Below are 16,013 nucleotides of genomic sequence, written 5' to 3'. Positions count from 1 at the left end.
TTTCTCCGCTTCGCTCCAAAAAGGTCGCCGCTTAACATCGGCGTTAGAAACGAGTCGAGCGATGAGTAAGCCCGAATATCTGTATCACGGTACTCGAAAAAAGCTAGATCTGCTCAATCCGACGCAGGGCGTTGGATATGGCATGGCGGATAATGAGCACGGCGTTTATGCTGTTTCAGAGCGCGAGTTGGCAATCCCTTTTGCAATTTCATATCGCCCTCTCGGTGACGGGGCAGTTTTCTCTGTTGAAACCTCGGAGCGTCCACCTCGTATCGTGCTAAAGGATACCGAGGTGGATTGGGATCAGGTGGGATATGTGTACAAGGTTAGGTCCGAAACGTTCGAGCAAATTGACTCAGAGCAGTGGTTATCCCGGGTTCCCGTTAAGCCAGTGGAAACTGAGGAAATCAAGCCAGAGTCCTATCGGAACTGGATCGTGTACAAATCGGAAAGGTAGAGACCGTGCAAAAAGTTTCTAACCAGTCATTCCAGTTCGTTCCGGCCCTGAAGGGCCTCCACCGGACGCCCTTTTCTCCGCTGCGCTGCAAAAAGGTCGCCGCTGAATATTGGCGTTATAAGCCAAGGCCTCGGTCATTTTTATGGTGGTTGGGTGCATGGGCCTTGGCGGAAAATCTGGAGTAAAGATTTAAGCTTTCGGTAACGGCCAAGGCCATCGAACTCCGCATCCAATTTGGTAGCCGGCATTGGTTTTTTACGGGTTATCGGCAACGTTCCCAGGTTGTGGGGCTGTTCGCCGAAAGTTTTGAGTAAGCGGGGTAGGTTGATGGTGTGTATCGGTGCCGGACCGCGAGCAGGTGCGGGGCTTCTCTGGAGTACGCATGGACGTTTTGGTGCGGACCGGAGACCAACGGGTGACCGGCTTCTAACCAACGCATTAAATACGTTCCGGGCCGATGGCCCTCCACCGGACGCCCTAGTCGGGCGCCGTTTATGCAGGCGTTATAGGGCTGCTCAAGCCAGGGCGATAGAGCTAATTTAGGTAAAAATTTAAGGTATGCGAATGGAATTGTGGGCAATTGAATATCAGTTGGTTAATGCAGCACCGGAATATGTGTTTGAGTGGCTTAAGGATAATGTAGTAGAAAAGCACACATTGGGTGACGAGAAGCGAGATCAACTTGAAAATTCTCTATTGTCACGCAATGAGAAATTGATCAATTTAGGCCTTGCGCTTTATGGCGAGGTTCCTTCTGTTGGCTACTCACTCTTCAAATCAGATGACCCAACCATTAAAAGAGCAGCTTTATCTGGAAGGTCGGTTAGGCCAATATTTCTGGATGAAAGCTGGGTCTTGAATGATGACGTTATTCCAGCGCTGCTAGAAGAAGAAAGGCAAAACGAAAACTCTGAAACGGACGATGATGGAGTTACGCTACTAAACGAACTCCTTAGTAATAAATTCTTACCCTCTGGAATATTAGAGGCTGTTTACGAGAAATCCGGCCACTTTTCCGATGTAGATGACAATTTATGGATAAGTATGGTGGCGATGAGCACCAGAAATGAACGGTTGTCCACCCCTTATAGTAGCACTTGGATGGATGGTTATGATGAGTATAGATACAACGCGGTTTTTTCAGCGGCTTGGCGTCTTTTTAAGGAGTTTCCTGTAAATAAAAGAGCTGCACATGTCCTTAGCTATCTTTCAGATCGATTGGTACCTGATGGCCCACACGATATGAAGGCACTAGGGAAGGTCTGAATAACTGCTGATATTTGCCGATCTTGGGTTTAACCGGCAAAAAATCGAAGATTCAGACACTATTTTCCCGTTAGTTGTGTGTTTCTTGCCCGATTCCCGCCATTTTGGCGAAAAACAGGCGCACTGGCCCTACGCCAGCATGTATTTTTCACCAATCAGCAGGTTGCTGAACGCGGCCAGCAAATGCAGCCGGTTGTTGTTCTTGGCTAGACCGCGATAGCGGACCTTGCTATAACCGAAGACCTGTTTAATGTACCGGAAGGGATGCTCCACTTTGGCACGAACACTGGCTTTGATTTTCTCGGCTTTCAGCTTGTCAGCATCCAGCTTCTTCCGGGTGCCAGGCCGTTTGGCAATGAACCAGGAGACGTTTTCACGGTGCTTATGCTCATCCCGCTTCTGAATGCCAAGGTACCCGGCATCGCCGAAGACCCGTTGCTCTTCACCGTGCAGCAGCTTGTCGGTGGGCACGATGTCGTGCACGTTGGCAGCGGTGGTATCGATGCTATGAATCAGGCCAAGCGTATCGTCGACACCAATGTGCATCTTCATGCCGAAGTGCCATTCGTTGCCCTTTCTGGTCTGGTGCATTTCAGGATCGCGCTTGCCAGTGCTGTTCTTGGTGGAGCTTGGAGCAGAAATAATGGTGGCATCTACGATGCTGCCTTCACGCAGCATCAGGCCGTTCTTCTCCAAGTGTTTATTCACCTCTTTAAACAGCGCCTTGCCAAGACCGTGCTGCTCCAGGAAATGCCGGAAGTTGAGAATGGTGGTCTCGTCCGGCAAGCGGTCCAGCTTCAGGCCAGCGAAGTGGCGCATGGATTCGATCTCGTAAAGAGCGTCTTCCATCGCCGGGTCGCTCAGGTTATAGAACAACTGCATGCAGTGAACTCGAAGCATGGCAGGCAGCGGATACGGAGGCCGACCGTTCTGACCCTTGGGGTAATAACGGGCTACCTTCTTCTCCAACTGCTTCCACGGAATCAGCTTGTCCATCCGTTCCAGAAAGATCTCGCGACGCGTCTTGCGCTTCTTGGTCTGGTACTCAGCTTCGGAGAAAGTGATCTGATCCATGGTGGCAACGAATCCTATGCGGTTGGCGATGGCCATATTATCGCTGATTTTGAGACTTATTCAGAGTCTCCCTAAATGTAGTCGACCGCTGGCGGTCTAACGATAAGAAAGAAGATGAGACTTTCTCATATGTGCGCACTGCTCTTGTAAAGATTATTGGGAACTATAGCGATGAATTTAAAGATTTAAAAAGCCACGATGATGTGGCCCTCAGAAAGGGATATTACGCCAATTTAAGGTGGGCGAAACCTGAGGATGTATCTGATGGTTTTGATAAAGACGGGAAGGAATTTCTGGATTCCGCCATTTACAATGACTCATTTTTCACAAGCGAAGAAACAAGAAGTGCTTTAAAACAGGCTTGCTGGGATGCCCCAGATGAACATAGCACAATGGATTACCCCAATTATTTCAACTCTAGAGCAGAATACCTTTCTGCTAAACATCCTGAATGGTTCAAAGATAGCTGGTCAGGAGAGCTGCCATTTGAAGAAATTGAAGATGCGGACGAGCGGCGAGAAAAACGTTTAGAGTATTTAAACACTCAAGTTGCCGAGTTACATAAAGCGCTACTTGGCGACAAAGGTGAATATCAAGAGTCTAATGAATTCGGCGAAAACAGTATACTCAATGATTTACGGCTAGAGCTTCAGCAGATTGGCGAGCATTTAGGTAAGCTCTATCAGAAAAGCACATTTTCATGGGGCTGGCTGGCCGCCGGTGCGGCGCTGGGCTTCATGCTTGGAAAGTACTAGGAAACAATGATCACAAAAAACATTAACCAGATCCGAGTGTTGCCCTATAACAATCGCATGTTGTCGGACTGGTTTTCCACTGCGCTACAAACCAAGCCGCAAATGCGGGCGTTAGCTGGTGTGGCTTTGCACTTTTCGGGTGGTTGGATGCTCATGGCCTTGGCCGAAAACTGGCAGCAAAACCGGCAGGCTTGTTGCTCTGCCAAGGCCCGAGAAATTGGCGTGTTGCTGGCAGCGCAATTGGTCACCGGCGCTGGTTTCGAAATTGGAGTTAGCCGTGTGGGGCTGTCCGCCGAGAGTGGGTTCCTTGCTTACCTGCTATTCTGATGTTCAGGTTCATTCACCGCATCATTGGTGGTGGTTCCAATAATGATGCGCCGGCGAATCTGGGTGCAAGGGCAGCGGTGTGGGCTGCGATGTTGGTTGCCACGGACCGGGCTTCAGTGATGCCCCCAGCTAACCAGTCGCTGTAGTACGCTCCCGGCCTGACGGCCGTCCACCGGACGCCCTTGTCAGGGCGCCGCTAAGCTCAGCGTTAAATTCAGGGAGGAAACGCACTAATGGAGAAAGTTGTCACAGGCTTACTGGTGCTCGTAGGCATTATTCATCTCTTGCCCGTTTCTGGAGTTTTGGGCGCGGAGCGATTGGCCGCTTTATACGGCATTTCCCTGGGAGAGCCCAATATCGAAATCCTGATGCGCCACCGGGCTATCCTGTTCGGGCTTCTCGGTCTGTTCTTGGTGTATGCGGCGTTTCGGCCATCGTTGCAAACATTGGCTATTGTTGCGGGCCTCGTCAGCGTTGTGTCCTTCATCGCGATTGCGTGGTCAGTTGGCGGTTGCAATGAGTCCGTTCGCAAGGTCGTCATCGCAGACATTGTCGCCATAATCGCGCTCATTGCTGCAGGGGTAATCCATGTCGTCGGTCGCAACTAAATTTAACAAGGCGCATCAATACGCGGCCGATGGCCGCCGGACGCCCTTTTCATTGCGGCTGCGCCTCCATTACAAGGGCGCCGTTGTGCGCTGGCGTTAACTAGCAAAGGATCAGCAATGTACGCTCGGGTCAAGAGTATCATGAGCCCGGATTTGGACTACGGTTCACTTCCGGACGATCCCGAAAATTGTTGTGTCTTGATAGAGGTGGAAATCGGACCTTCTGAAAGTGAAGGGGCTGAGGTTTTCTCTTTCGAGGTGGTTACGCCAGCTGCCGTCAAATCTTTGCCCGCTCCGTCGTGGTTGAGAGGCTACTTACTTCTTCCAGAGTTTTCTTGGTCAGGTATAGAGGAAGCTGTTAATAAGCTGGTTACCCAATGTACGGGTTCGGACTGGGGCGAGGTTTCCAATAAATTATCCCGAACCCTTGGATGGGAGTTCGAGGGTTACGTGCCTCATGCCAGTTAACAATGCCATTAAGTCTGTTCCGGGCCGATGGCCCTCCACCGGACGCCCTTGTCAGGGCGCCGCTTATGGCCGGCGTTATACGTAAAAAATGAAAGCAAGATTCATCAAATACCTAGAAGACCAAGCTCAAAATATGACAATAGGTAAACAGTATATTGTCCTTGGTATTGAAGGTGATTCCTTTAGGGTAATATGTGATGAAAATGAGCCTTACCTATATGAGCCAGAGCAATTTGAAATCATTGACTCTGAAATGCCCAAGTTTTGGCTCAGTGAAAAGGGCGAGGACGGCGAACTTTATGCGTATCCACCTCCATGGTTTCGCAACTACTTTTTCGAAGATTATTTCGATAATGTAAAAGGTAAAAAAGAGCAGTTTTGGGCAACGTGTAAAAAATACTATGGCATCAACAAAAACGTATAACCAGTGCATCTTGCGGACAGTCACTACGTGTGGCCTTTTGTGCGTGGCTTCGCCACTGTCGCACAAAAGGCCACACTCCGTTCCTGCGCGCAAATGCAGGCGTTATTGGCCCGGCATTTGTGAGTTTTTGGCTGGTCCGGTGCAAAGGCCTTGGCACCAGCTTTCGTTGCAAAGTCCGCTTACTCTGATGATCGCCAAGGCCGGAAAATACGCTGTCTGGTTTGGTTGCCACAATGGTCAGCGGTGTTGGTATTCATGGTGTGCCCCAGTCGTGGGGCCGTCCGTCTTAAACGGTAATCGGGCCGGCAGCGTTTGCGTTCTGGTTCCTTTCGCCATTCGTTGAGTTGGTGCAATCTGTCCGGGAGAGGGCATGCGGCCTTTAATTTCAGACTCAACCACGGTGGTGAACGGCCATTAACCAGGCGGTCAACCGGACGCCAAAAGCGTACCGCTTTTGGTTCCCTTCGCTGCGCTCCGGCGCCGGTTACCTCAGCGTTACAAAGCAAGGGAAAGTGCATAGCGATGATCGCCAGGGAATGGAAATGCCGAGTGCCTGAAGCCCACAATGAAGGGTTCACAGGCTATCTTTACCAAACCGGCATCAAGGATTCGTCCGCAACACCAGGCTTTCTCGGCGCTCAGATTTTACGCCGTTCCTTGGCGGCCGAAATTGAACTCACCCTCATCACGTACTGGGACAACCTGGAATCGATCAAGGCGTTCGCTGGCAACGATATTTCGCAGGCGCGCCTTTACCCGGAAGATGAGGTTTATCAGCTTGAGCCCGACCTTTCGGTGCAGCACTATGAAGTCATCGAACATCAGTTTTCGGCAGAGCAGCGGGGGTAAACGGGTGTACTTGCTTTGTAACCAGTCGTTCAAGTTCGTTCCCGGCCTGACGGCCGTCCACCGGACGCCCTTTTCTCCGCTTCGCTCCAAAAAGGTCGCCGCTTAACATCGGCGTTAAATCTTATGAGTGGATACTACTCTGTGTGCCCCAAGTGCGGGTCGACAATGCCTTCTCCCACGAATAGAGGGTATGTGTGCGCGCAATGCCATGAGATCGTAAGCATTTCGATTGGATACTTTGAAACCAATGTTGAGACTCTTAAACCATACGTAAAAAGCCGTGTAGGCCTTCTCATAGCGGGGTTTCTTCTCCTAGCGGTATGTTTTACGAGCGTCTTGTTCTTGGGAGTGGATCTGGAGAAAGAGTATTTTGCTGCTGTGGTTGTTCCTCCCTTATTGGGAGGAGAGGTCTACTTGATGTCAAAGCATAAGGTATTGGTTCAGTACAAGGTCATCTATAAAGATGTTGACCCGAAACTTTTTGAATTTTATAGGGTTGTGTACATAGGAGTTATTGCACTGATTCTTGCGGTGTTTACGTTCCCGCATGCTCTGGATTTATTGACCGGCTGGTAGCGTAGTGCCTTACGAGAGTGAGGTCTGATATAACCAGTAGCGCAAGCGGACCGGTTTTCCGGCGCGGGTGCGCCTCCAAATCGGCCGCTTCGCATGGCGTTAGCTGGTGTGGCTTTGCACTTTTCGGGTGGTTGGATGCTCATGGCCTTGGCCGAAAACTGGCAGCAAAACCGGCAGGCTTGTTGCTCTGCCAAGGCCCGAGAAATTGGCGTGTTGCTGGCAGCGCAATTGGTCACCGGCGCTGGTTTCGAAATTGGAGTTAGCCGTGTGGGGCTGTCCGCCGAGAGTGGGTTCCTTGCTTACCTGCTATTCTGATGTTCAGGTTCATTCACCGCATCATTGGTGGTGGTTCCAATAATGATGCGCCGGCGAATCTGGGTGCAAGGGCAGCGGTGTGGGCTGCGATGTTGGTTGCCACGGACCGGGCTTCAGTGATGCCCCCAGCTAACCAGTCGCTGTAGTACGCTCCCGGCCTGACGGCCGTCCACCGGACGCCCTTGTCAGGGCGCCGCTAAGCTCAGCGTTAAACAATAAGGAATATTGAGTTCGTGGTGGCAAAGGAAAGCTATAGAAATATTGATAGTGAGATCAGGCGCAACCTTATTCGCGAGGATCGGTTGTCTATCCCCCCACGGGGCAAATGGGCAGACGATGCGCGAAGATATGCCAATCAGCTCAAATATTCTGACGATCAAATCATCCGCGTGGCGCAGAATCGAGTTCGATTCCATGCGGCAGAGAAAAATAGCTTGTTTGCGCGCTTCTCTGTCTGGTTGCACCAAGCTTTTGGCCGAACAGCCCCTGCTGAGTCATTTCGTGTAGCCGGGCATGAGCTGAGGGTTCTTCTGGCCATAGCAGAGCTGGACGGTGATCCGAGAATTCAAGATGCGCACGAATACGAGGTAGAGCCTCACTATTACGAGAAATTGGTGGATCTTGCGGCTTCAAAGTGTGGCGCTGTTTAACAAATAGTTGTAGTACGTTCCGGGCCTGGCGGCCCTACACCGGACGCCCTTGTCAGGGCGCCGCTAAACAAGAGCGTTATGTTGCGAGGAGAGTTAAGCAGTGATATCGCGCCTTGACCACATAGTCCTAACTGTTCGCAGCATAGAGGATACAGTTCGCTTCTATACGGAAGTGCTAGGTATGGAGCAAGAAATTTTCGGTACGGGACGAGTTGCGTTGAAGTTTGGTGCTCAAAAGATCAATTTGCATGAATCAGGTAAAGAATTTGAGCCAAAAGCTAACTCGCCTACGCCAGGTTCAGCCGACGTATGCTTTATTACAGATTTGCCTATCAGCGAAGCCTACGATCGAGTTTCGGAAAAGAGCGTCTGTATCATTGAGGGTATCGTTTCACGTACGGGGGCGGTAGGACCAATTCAGTCGTTTTATTTCCGAGATCCAGATCATAATTTGATCGAGGTGTCGTCATATGCAACTGCAACATAACAAGTGCAGGCACGGCGACGCCTACTACATTGCGCCTTCGGCTTCATTTCGTAGGCGCGCATGCTGCAAGCGTTAGAAGTATTGAGATATGAGTGAAATTGAATTTTTGTGTTTTAATCAAGTGAATCCAGAAGACTTCATGGCAGTCGTCAATGAGGATTCTCTGAGAACACATTTAATCGATCATCCATATTTTGATGCAGCCAGCCTTCAAGAGTGGATGGGAGATAAAATTAAAGTGGATGCGATAGAGGGTTGTCGTATTCGGGCAGTTTATATAGGTGGGGTTTTAGCTGGTTGGTGTGGAATTCAGCCAGATGATAATGGTTTTGAGTTAGCTGTTGTTATCTCACAAAAATTCTGGGGTTTTGGCATTCCAATTTTTAAAGTGCTCATGTGTTGGGCTAATGAGTTAGGGCATAAAGAAATACTATTTCATTTACTCGAAAGTAGGCCTGAGTACAAGGCACTAAATAAAATGGCCACTAAAGTTCATAAAACAGAACAATTAGGTCGGTATTTTACAACTTACCATATTCCAGTAGGTAAATAATGAGCGAAAAAACTTCTAACAAGTGCGTGCACAGGATGTCAAAAAGCTGCGCTTTTCGCCACCCGTGACGCAGGCGTTTATACCTAAATGGGTCGGGATGTGTGCCAACGTGAAAATCCGAAAAATGTCACAGTCTGACCTCCCGGAGGTTTCTCGCATACAGCGGGAGTGCTACAGCGAGAGCATTCTTGAATCTGTAGATTCGTTCTCCGCAAAGCTCTCTGCCTCCCCTGATTTTTGTTTCACGGCAGTACAGGGGGAGCTGGTAGTAGGCTATGTTGTATCTTTTCCATGGGTGTTCGGTGAAATACCCGACCTGGATGGCGCTGAGTATCCCGTGCCTCCAAGTGCGGATAGCTTGTGCATCCATGATATGGCGGTTACTCCTACCGTCCGTAAGGTCGGCGCTGCGAAACACATGCTTAACACTGTGCTAGCTTCCGCAAAGCACAGGGGGTACAAACGGATATTCTTGGTTGCTATCCAAGGAGCGTCATCGTATTGGATGCGTCATGGCTTCAAAGTTGTGCATGCAGGTGAGTCGATTAAGAGAGGTTTATCCGCATACGGGCAAGATGCGGTATTTATGGCTAAAACCGAGGATTAGGTATAACCAGTCATTCCAGTTCGTTCCGGCCCTGATGGGCCTCCACCGGACGCCCTTTTCTCCGCTTCGCTGCGTAAAGGTCGCCGCTGAATATTGGCGTTATGCATCCGCTCGAATATTAGATTGGAGAACTACAAATTTTTTCAGCACCTGTCGAATTCTCGATTGGTCATTCGACTAATGAGTGTATATTTCATAACCAGGAGCATGAATGATGAGTAACAATTCCGCGACAGAGTCCGAAATTCGCACCGTGCTGGAATCCTGGGCTGCTGCGACACGCGAGGGCCGGCAGGATGACATCCTGAAAAATCATGCCATCGATCTTGTGATATTCGATGTTCTGCCTCCCATGAAATATGTGAGTGCCGAATCGTATCGCCGTAGCTGGGAAGAGTGGCAGCCGGAGTCTCAGGGTGAAGCTACTTTCAACCTTGAAAACCTATCCATTACTGCCAGCCAAGACGTTGCGTTCGCATACAGTTTCATTCGTTGTGGTGGTACGCTACCAGACGGAAGGACGTTTCAGGATTTGGTCCGTGCGACTTTTTGCCTGAGAAAGGAAAATGGCTCTTGGATAATTAAGCACCAACACATATCTAAACCTATAGGGGATTCTTGAGAATGTGTCAGTTGCATAACAAGGCCAAGCACCGCGACAGCTTTTTCGTTTCGGCTTTGCCTCCACTGCAAAGCTGCGCGTGTTGGCGACGTTATGCCCACAGGGAAGTCGAGTGAAGCTTAAAGTTTGTTTTACCATTTTCGTCTTTTTCTTTCTCGTGAACTTGGTCGAATCTGTATTGGAAACAGGTCGAAGCGTTCTTCAGGAAAGGTTGGAGAAAGAGATTCGCGTGAGCGTGCTTAGTCAGGAGCCTTGGAATCTCGAAACCTGGGAATTTATGTCGAAAGAGCAGCTTTCGAGTCTTATGAAAAATGATGACTTCCTGAAAAAGTTCTCTTCAGCCAAAAAAGAAGCCCAAGACAAATACCAGTGGTACTTTATAGCCATCAGCGTAGTGCAGATTCTATCGATGCTTTTGTTGGCGCTAGGTTGCGGCAAGTTGGTCATCGGTATCGTGAGGCGGAATGAGCAGCCATAACCAGTCGGTCAACCGGACGCCAAAAGCGTACCGCTTTTGGTTCCCTCCGCTGGCGCTCCGGCGCCGGTTACCTATGCGTTATGTGTAAGGAAAGCCGAACATGGAAGAGATAGGCGTAGGCATAATTGGCTGGCTACTGAAATTACTCGGTTTAGCTGCAAGATCAATGGTTTGGCTCGTCGTCGCGGCTTGGGAATACCTTATAGTGAACTTGGCCTGGTATTTTGGTTGGCCCATTTGTCGGGCACTGAGCATTGGGCATTTTCCGAAAACGGAGATTGGCAATGGTGACAATGCCTCACTGACGGAAGCAATTTTGGTTTGCCTGGTTGGTTTAGCAGTACCGTTCACCATTGCGGTGCTCCTCGCTCCGTGGGAGAACTTTGGTGCGTCGTGAATGCATGCCACATAACCAGTCGCTTAAGTCTGTTCCCGGCCTAGCGGCCGTCCACCGGACGCCCTTGTCAGGGCGCCGCTTAGCTCAGCGTTAATTGGTAAAGCTATGGAACCTGTCATCCAGGAAGAGCCAACTGGTTGCGGTATTGCGGCAAGTGCTGCTCTTGCCGGTGTCAGTTATGCGGAGGCCAAGCAAAAGGCAAACGCGCTGGGCATATATGCGGCAGACACAGCGCTCTGGTCAGAAACAGAGCATGTTCGAGCACTGTTGCGTGAATTCGGCATCTCCGCATCCTCCGAAGAAACTCCTTTTAAATCATGGGAGAGCCTGCCAGATAAAGCGCTGATGGCTATTAAATGGCGTATTGAGCGAGGCAAGCCGTTTTGGCATTGGGTTGTTTTTACCCGGGAGTATGGCGAGGCAAAGGTGTTGGATTCCAAGAAAGCACTGAAATCCAACACTCGTAGAGATTTCGGGCGTATCAAACCGAAGTGGTACATTGAAGTATCCAATTAACAAGTCGCTGTAGTTCGCGGCCGATGGCCGCCGGACGCCCTTTACGTGGCTCCTTCGTCGCCACTCCAAGGTCGCCGCTAAGCTCAGCGTTACACCTCACAGATCTTGTCTTGATGCTTGTACGGCAATGCCGTATATTTTGGTAATGCTATTCATCGAAACCTCAACGTTCACCAAGCTATTGCCGAACTACCTCACGGACGAGGAATATCGTGGGCTTCAAACCTACCTTTTGCAGAAGCCGGATGCCGGGGATCTAATCAGAGGCTCAGGTGGCGTTCGTAAAGTTCGATGGGCACCAGCGGGTTCGGGAAAGAGCGGTGGTATCAGAGCCATTTACTACTGGAAGAAGTCTGACCACGAGATATGGATGCTCACGCTGTACAGTAAATCAGAGCGCGCCAGCATTCCTGGCCATACGCTCAAGCAGATAGCGGAGGCAATCAAAAATGGGTGACAGGAACCTTGGGGCAGAAATTCTTGATGGCATCAATGAAATCAAGCAGTTCAAGAAGGGCAAATTGGCTCTACGAACCCATGAGCTATCAGAGCCCTCACCGCCTAAAGTGATCAGGCTGAAGTTGAACATGTCGCAATCTGCGTTTGCCGGTCTTATGGGTGTGAGTGTGCGAACCCTTCAGGATTGGGAACAGGGTCGGCGCGAGCCGCAGGGGCCTGCGGTTGCGCTTCTGCGCATTGCTGAGCAACACCCGGAAGTTTTCAATCAGCTTCACTGACCTGAGTGAGGTGTAACCAGGCCATGCACCGGATGCCAAAACCTCCGCTTCGCTCTGGTTTTGTCACCGGTGATGGCGGGCGTTAGCACCTCAGGTCCGACGACTGTCGTTCACGTCATCCGCAAGCCAAGCCTTGATCAGCGATTGATAGGGCATGTCCCGTTTGTTGGCTTCGATTTTGATCCGATCAAGCAGGGTTTCCGGCAACCGGAGTGAGATGGTCTTGGTTGAGGGTTTCAGCTTCGGGAACGATGCCTGCTTGGCCTGACCCCAATCCAGGTAGTCTGTGGAATCGTGAGTTTCCCAGAACTCTCGCTCTTCTGCTTCAGTTTTGAACTCAGGCATCTTTTTTAGCTTGCTCATAAACAGCCCTCTCTTTGCGGTGCATGTCTCGAGCGGAAATCACCCGAACCAGCGTACCGCCCTGCCTTAATGTAAACGTTATGTGGAGCAGCCTCTCATCATCTGTTTCACCAAGAGCGTGAAAACGGGCCTCAGCCTGGCTGTGCTTGGAGTCTTCCAGCAACAGAAGCGGCTCGTTAAAGAAAATTTCTTCCGCTTCGGACTGGCTGACGCCATGCTTCTCCGCGTTTTTGCGGGAGTTGCCTTCGTCCCAGTCAAAGCCAGTAACTTGTGCCCAATTGATCATAAAAGTATATTATCAGCATATACGCAGGCGTCAACAAGTGCTAACCAATGCAGGCACGGCGACGCCCTTTACATTGCGCCTTCGGCTGCATTCCAAGGGCGCGCGTGCTGCAGGCGTTAAGTGTTTTCAGGGAGGAAACTGTGAGTAAGTATCATATTGCGCAACTCAACATTGCCACTCTTTTGGCTCCGATTGATTCCCCGCAGCTTTCGGATTTTGTTGCGAATCTCGACAGGATCAATGCGTTGGCAGAGGAGTCTCCGGGGTTTGTTTGGAGGCTGCAAACCGAAGAAGGTGATGCCACCGGCATTGATTATTTCGGCTCCGATAAAATCGTGAATCTTTCCCTCTGGGATTCGGTCGAGGCTTTGCACAATTACGTTTATCGGTCTGCCCACGTCGAGATCATGCGCCGCAAGAAAGAGTGGTTCAACAAAATGGGTGAGGCATATATGGTGCTTTGGTGGGTGCCTGCCGGTCACATTCCGTCAGTCGAAGAAGCAGCGCAAAAGCTGAACATTCTGCGAGAGCATGGCCCAACCGCGGAGGCTTTCACATTCAAGAAAGCATTCCCTGCTCCCAGCGAACTAGCCAGTGTGCCAACCGATACTTGGGGTGGTGAATGTCCAGCCACTTAACAAATCAATTAAGTTCGTTCCGGCCTGCGGCCTCCACCGGACGTCCCTGTCGGGCCGCCGCTTATTTCAGCGTTAGCCAAATACGAAGGGAGTTACGTCATGCCATCCAGCAAGCAGTACTACGATTCACTAGAGGTTAAAGATGGATATATATGGGCTGTCGACGATATAGAAGGCACCAAGACTCCCCTTGAGGTCCACGCAGTTGGGTATTCGGGATCGTTACTTGAACCCACCGAAATCGAAATCCAGCAACCCACGGGTGGATGGTGGTACTCGAGGAAGAAATTTTCAGCGAAGGAAGCCAAGGAGTATTCCGATAAAATCAACGGGGCAATCAATATCCTAGCTTCCGAGAGGCTCAAACTTTGACTAGTTGGGCCAACAATCGCCTCCTCAGTGCCTGATTTTCCGGCTACAAAACGATGCGCTGGCCATATCGCTGCGGGCTTTGTAGTATTTCGTTTAAAGCATTTGTTTATCGAGGTTTTTGTGGACTGTTATGGTGGCGAAAGGCGTGCTTATATCGTAAAAAACTATGAGATAAAGCCGGTAGCTCACGTAAAACTTATAAGTGGGCAAAAAAAGGTAAGCTGCACTAACCAAACACTTTCTGACTCCTATTACTGTTTCGAATACGTTTCTCGAATTTATCATGGTGACAAGGGTACATTTTTCTGTGGATCTCATGCTGCCGATGACTTTTTGCGGAAAGCTGGAATACGACCTTTGCCATTATTCAACCCTCTTGTATCGACCGGTTCTAGTGCAGGTGGAGGCGGAGCCAGCGGTACAGGACAATGGAACCCTTTAGCAAAACAGTTGAATGACGCAATAAACATGATAGTGGTTTGTTGGGATATTGTGCCCAAAGGGCCACTAGCAGATATCCAGTCGAACCTTCTCCGATACCGATCAAACGAACCTTTTCCTCCGAAAATTAAAGCCATAAACACTGTTCTTTCTTACGACAAGCAGGGACGTACATTGCAGCAAATGATTGATCAGCTGAGGCAAAATGACAGTGTTCGCCAGTTTAATTTCAACCTAATAAACAACGTATTAGAAGCGGAAGGAGTGTCGTCGAATTTTGGTTAACAATTCGCGGCACTCGGACGCACTAAAGTGCGCCGGTGCGCTTTGGCGTTATGTGAAAAAACGATGAAGCGATGCCTAATTAGTCTCTGTGTTTTCGTATTGGTTGTAATTACCGCCTACCAGCTATTGGGGGAAGCAGCTGTCCACTATGAAATGTATTCCACTGGTGCCGCGACTCGTGCGGAGCTGGCCGACGATTTTGGATTAGGTATTCTCGGCCTGTTCGTTGTTTTACCCGGAAGCTTTTTGGCCGGAGTCATCTGCTCTTGGCTTACATGGCGAAAACTAAGGCTCAAAGAATGATCAAGTTAGCCGCACATAACAAGCGGCTGTTGCCGCCCCTTCGGGGCTGGGACGGCCTTTCCGCTGCTTCGCAGCTACAAGTCCGCCCCAAAGCCGGGCGTTATGTGTAGGTGACCATGGACTGGCGAGAAATTGACCTATTCCGGGGAATTGATCTGAATGACTCGTTCGTGCTCGGGTGGCATTACGAGGGTGATCGCTTGGTTTTCAATCTGGAAGTCAGTGTTTGGCCAGAATCGAAGTATTACTATGCGCCCAAGGACGGTGAGTACACCTGCTACCGGAAAGGTAATTTAATATTCGAGGGGGTTAAATCGGTACAGGGACTACTCTCGATGGCAGAAGCGAATAGGTCCACGGATGCCTCCGGTGAGTGCGATTACGGCAACATTGATACATTATTGATTCAGCCTGAGAGCGTTCAAATCATTGGAGATTTTGGCTCCGTCGAGATAGCGGGAGGAACCTGTGCTTTATCCATCAGCACATAACCAGTGCAGGCACGGCGACGCCCACTACATTGCGCCTTCGGCTCCATTACATGGGCGCGCATGCTGCAAGCGTTATGCGCAAAAGGAGGAGGCGTGCATCATTTGGCAGCCCAATGGATTGTAGGGTTACTAAGAGATAGGAATATCCCTTTTCTGATCTGTGGGGGACTCGCTGCAAAGGGATATGGCTCTGAGCGTGATCTGAATGACATCGACCTTTTCGTCCCTTGTGAGCACTTTTCGTCAGTGGTTCAGGCCGGCCAGGAATTTGTATCCAAGGCCGCCGCTCACCGCCAAGAGGAAGGCTGGGATCTAACCTACGTCCAGTTTAAGTATGAAGGCATCAAAGTGGAGGTAGGTAACGCTGACTGTCCGCGAATCTTCGATGCAGGCAACGAGACGTGGGTTCCACTCAACATAGATTTTTCTCGCTATGCGACGGTGCATTTGCTGGGTCTTGAGCTTCCCCTTATGCTGAAGGAAGATCTGATCCGGTATAAATCTGCGCTCTCACGGCCGGTGGATATCGAGGATATTCGTGCCATCCGTGAGAGCGCATAACCAAGCCATGCACCGGATGCCAAAACCTCTGCTTCGCGCCGGTTTTGTCACCGGTGATGGCGGGCGTTATGCGTGAATTATGAAGAAGTGCAGAGTATGCGGCGGGT

Annotated in this window: 28 protein-coding genes; 25 read left to right on the top strand and 3 right to left on the bottom strand. The window is 50.2% G+C overall.

The window, feature by feature from the left end:
* Window positions 1-61 precede the first annotated feature (61 nt).
* The gene (locus tag R1T46_RS16610) at window positions 62-457 is read left to right on the top strand and encodes a hypothetical protein (RefSeq protein WP_023012172.1); all 396 of its coding nucleotides are present in this window, start codon (window positions 62-64) and stop codon (window positions 455-457) included.
* 564 nt (window positions 458-1,021) lie between these two features.
* The gene (locus tag R1T46_RS16605; protein ID WP_317306242.1) at window positions 1,022-1,723 is read left to right on the top strand and encodes a hypothetical protein; all 702 of its coding nucleotides are present in this window, start codon (window positions 1,022-1,024) and stop codon (window positions 1,721-1,723) included.
* Window positions 1,724-1,852: 129 nt separating this feature from the next.
* Here the strand turns inward: R1T46_RS16605 and R1T46_RS16600 are convergent, their stop codons facing one another.
* Window positions 1,853-2,797, bottom strand: coding sequence for an IS5 family transposase (locus R1T46_RS16600; protein ID WP_041657592.1), 945 nt, complete (start codon window positions 2,795-2,797; stop codon window positions 1,853-1,855).
* Window positions 2,798-2,928: 131 nt separating this feature from the next.
* Here R1T46_RS16600 and R1T46_RS16595 point away from each other — a divergent pair, with 131 nt between their 5' ends.
* From R1T46_RS16595 to R1T46_RS16515, 18 genes are all read left to right on the top strand, one after another.
* Window positions 2,929-3,552: a hypothetical protein gene (locus R1T46_RS16595; protein ID WP_317306241.1), complete on the top strand. Its 624-nt coding sequence runs from the start codon at window positions 2,929-2,931 to the stop codon at window positions 3,550-3,552.
* Between the two features lie 6 nt (window positions 3,553-3,558).
* Window positions 3,559-3,879 (top strand): hypothetical protein, encoded by a 321-nt coding sequence (locus tag R1T46_RS16590; protein WP_317306239.1) that lies wholly within the window; start codon window positions 3,559-3,561, stop codon window positions 3,877-3,879.
* A gap of 233 nt (window positions 3,880-4,112) precedes the next feature.
* Window positions 4,113-4,487, top strand: coding sequence for a phosphopantetheine adenylyltransferase (locus tag R1T46_RS16585; protein ID WP_213480180.1), 375 nt, complete (start codon window positions 4,113-4,115; stop codon window positions 4,485-4,487).
* A 117-nt stretch (window positions 4,488-4,604) separates the two neighbouring features.
* On the top strand, window positions 4,605-4,955 hold the full coding sequence (locus R1T46_RS21655; protein ID WP_410797502.1) for an Imm8 family immunity protein: 351 nt from the start codon (window positions 4,605-4,607) through the stop codon (window positions 4,953-4,955).
* 88 nt (window positions 4,956-5,043) lie between these two features.
* The gene (locus tag R1T46_RS16580) at window positions 5,044-5,379 is read left to right on the top strand and encodes a hypothetical protein (RefSeq protein WP_303292033.1); all 336 of its coding nucleotides are present in this window, start codon (window positions 5,044-5,046) and stop codon (window positions 5,377-5,379) included.
* A 549-nt stretch (window positions 5,380-5,928) separates the two neighbouring features.
* Window positions 5,929-6,228: an antibiotic biosynthesis monooxygenase gene (locus R1T46_RS16575; RefSeq protein WP_317306235.1), complete on the top strand. Its 300-nt coding sequence runs from the start codon at window positions 5,929-5,931 to the stop codon at window positions 6,226-6,228.
* Between the two features lie 123 nt (window positions 6,229-6,351).
* Window positions 6,352-6,804, top strand: a complete 453-nt coding sequence (locus R1T46_RS16570; RefSeq protein WP_317306234.1) for a hypothetical protein — start codon at window positions 6,352-6,354, stop codon at window positions 6,802-6,804.
* Window positions 6,805-6,939: 135 nt separating this feature from the next.
* On the top strand, window positions 6,940-7,119 hold the full coding sequence (locus R1T46_RS16565) for a hypothetical protein (RefSeq protein ID WP_317306233.1): 180 nt from the start codon (window positions 6,940-6,942) through the stop codon (window positions 7,117-7,119).
* 233 nt (window positions 7,120-7,352) lie between these two features.
* Window positions 7,353-7,769: a hypothetical protein gene (locus tag R1T46_RS16560; protein WP_213480202.1), complete on the top strand. Its 417-nt coding sequence runs from the start codon at window positions 7,353-7,355 to the stop codon at window positions 7,767-7,769.
* A 100-nt stretch (window positions 7,770-7,869) separates the two neighbouring features.
* The gene (locus R1T46_RS16555) at window positions 7,870-8,256 is read left to right on the top strand and encodes a VOC family protein (protein ID WP_213480190.1); all 387 of its coding nucleotides are present in this window, start codon (window positions 7,870-7,872) and stop codon (window positions 8,254-8,256) included.
* A gap of 88 nt (window positions 8,257-8,344) precedes the next feature.
* On the top strand, window positions 8,345-8,809 hold the full coding sequence (locus tag R1T46_RS16550) for a hypothetical protein (protein ID WP_062383255.1): 465 nt from the start codon (window positions 8,345-8,347) through the stop codon (window positions 8,807-8,809).
* Between the two features lie 97 nt (window positions 8,810-8,906).
* Entirely contained in the window at window positions 8,907-9,416 is a 510-nt protein-coding gene (locus R1T46_RS21650; protein ID WP_368389748.1) for a GNAT family N-acetyltransferase, read from the top strand.
* 211 nt (window positions 9,417-9,627) lie between these two features.
* A complete protein-coding gene (locus tag R1T46_RS16540) occupies window positions 9,628-10,038 on the top strand; it encodes a YybH family protein (protein ID WP_213480194.1) in 411 nt (136 codons plus the stop codon).
* A gap of 112 nt (window positions 10,039-10,150) precedes the next feature.
* Window positions 10,151-10,516: a hypothetical protein gene (locus tag R1T46_RS16535; RefSeq protein WP_213480195.1), complete on the top strand. Its 366-nt coding sequence runs from the start codon at window positions 10,151-10,153 to the stop codon at window positions 10,514-10,516.
* Window positions 10,517-10,616: 100 nt separating this feature from the next.
* Window positions 10,617-10,913 carry a hypothetical protein gene (locus R1T46_RS16530; RefSeq protein WP_041336301.1) on the top strand — a complete coding sequence of 99 codons (297 nt, stop codon included), beginning with the start codon at window positions 10,617-10,619 and terminating at the stop codon, window positions 10,911-10,913.
* A 105-nt stretch (window positions 10,914-11,018) separates the two neighbouring features.
* Window positions 11,019-11,429, top strand: a complete 411-nt coding sequence (locus R1T46_RS16525; RefSeq protein WP_213480196.1) for a hypothetical protein — start codon at window positions 11,019-11,021, stop codon at window positions 11,427-11,429.
* A gap of 145 nt (window positions 11,430-11,574) precedes the next feature.
* Window positions 11,575-11,886, top strand: a complete 312-nt coding sequence (locus tag R1T46_RS16520) for a type II toxin-antitoxin system RelE/ParE family toxin (RefSeq protein WP_213480223.1) — start codon at window positions 11,575-11,577, stop codon at window positions 11,884-11,886.
* A complete protein-coding gene (locus R1T46_RS16515) occupies window positions 11,879-12,166 on the top strand; it encodes a helix-turn-helix domain-containing protein (RefSeq protein WP_012137897.1) in 288 nt (95 codons plus the stop codon). The genes R1T46_RS16520 and R1T46_RS16515 overlap by 8 nt, the downstream gene beginning before the upstream one ends.
* Before the next feature lie 90 nt (window positions 12,167-12,256).
* Here R1T46_RS16515 and R1T46_RS16510 read toward each other — a convergent pair whose 3' ends face one another.
* Both R1T46_RS16510 and R1T46_RS16505 read right to left on the bottom strand, forming a co-directional pair.
* On the bottom strand, window positions 12,257-12,529 hold the full coding sequence (locus R1T46_RS16510; protein WP_213480221.1) for a BrnA antitoxin family protein: 273 nt from the start codon (window positions 12,527-12,529) through the stop codon (window positions 12,257-12,259).
* Window positions 12,504-12,815, bottom strand: coding sequence for a BrnT family toxin (locus R1T46_RS16505; protein ID WP_213480222.1), 312 nt, complete (start codon window positions 12,813-12,815; stop codon window positions 12,504-12,506). Before R1T46_RS16505 ends, R1T46_RS16510 begins: the two co-directional genes overlap by 26 nt.
* A gap of 140 nt (window positions 12,816-12,955) precedes the next feature.
* On the opposite strand from R1T46_RS16505, the gene R1T46_RS16500 reads away from it, so the two are divergent.
* From R1T46_RS16500 to R1T46_RS16480, 5 genes are all read left to right on the top strand, one after another.
* The gene (locus R1T46_RS16500) at window positions 12,956-13,453 is read left to right on the top strand and encodes a DUF3291 domain-containing protein (RefSeq protein WP_092034174.1); all 498 of its coding nucleotides are present in this window, start codon (window positions 12,956-12,958) and stop codon (window positions 13,451-13,453) included.
* 99 nt (window positions 13,454-13,552) lie between these two features.
* Complete coding sequence (locus R1T46_RS16495; RefSeq protein WP_317306223.1) at window positions 13,553-13,825, top strand: hypothetical protein; 273 nt, start codon at window positions 13,553-13,555, stop codon at window positions 13,823-13,825.
* Window positions 13,826-13,852: 27 nt separating this feature from the next.
* Window positions 13,853-14,551 carry a hypothetical protein gene (locus tag R1T46_RS16490; RefSeq protein ID WP_213480227.1) on the top strand — a complete coding sequence of 233 codons (699 nt, stop codon included), beginning with the start codon at window positions 13,853-13,855 and terminating at the stop codon, window positions 14,549-14,551.
* A 419-nt stretch (window positions 14,552-14,970) separates the two neighbouring features.
* Window positions 14,971-15,345, top strand: a complete 375-nt coding sequence (locus R1T46_RS16485; RefSeq protein ID WP_213480215.1) for a hypothetical protein — start codon at window positions 14,971-14,973, stop codon at window positions 15,343-15,345.
* A 93-nt stretch (window positions 15,346-15,438) separates the two neighbouring features.
* The gene (locus R1T46_RS16480; protein WP_224849414.1) at window positions 15,439-15,906 is read left to right on the top strand and encodes a nucleotidyltransferase; all 468 of its coding nucleotides are present in this window, start codon (window positions 15,439-15,441) and stop codon (window positions 15,904-15,906) included.
* The last annotated feature ends 107 nt before the right edge of the window (window positions 15,907-16,013 follow it).

The organism is Marinobacter salarius (assembly GCF_032922745.1).
Lineage (GTDB): Bacteria > Pseudomonadota > Gammaproteobacteria > Pseudomonadales > Oleiphilaceae > Marinobacter.
Note: the sequence above shows the minus strand (reverse complement) of the source record. Positions and strands in the feature narration are given on the sequence as shown.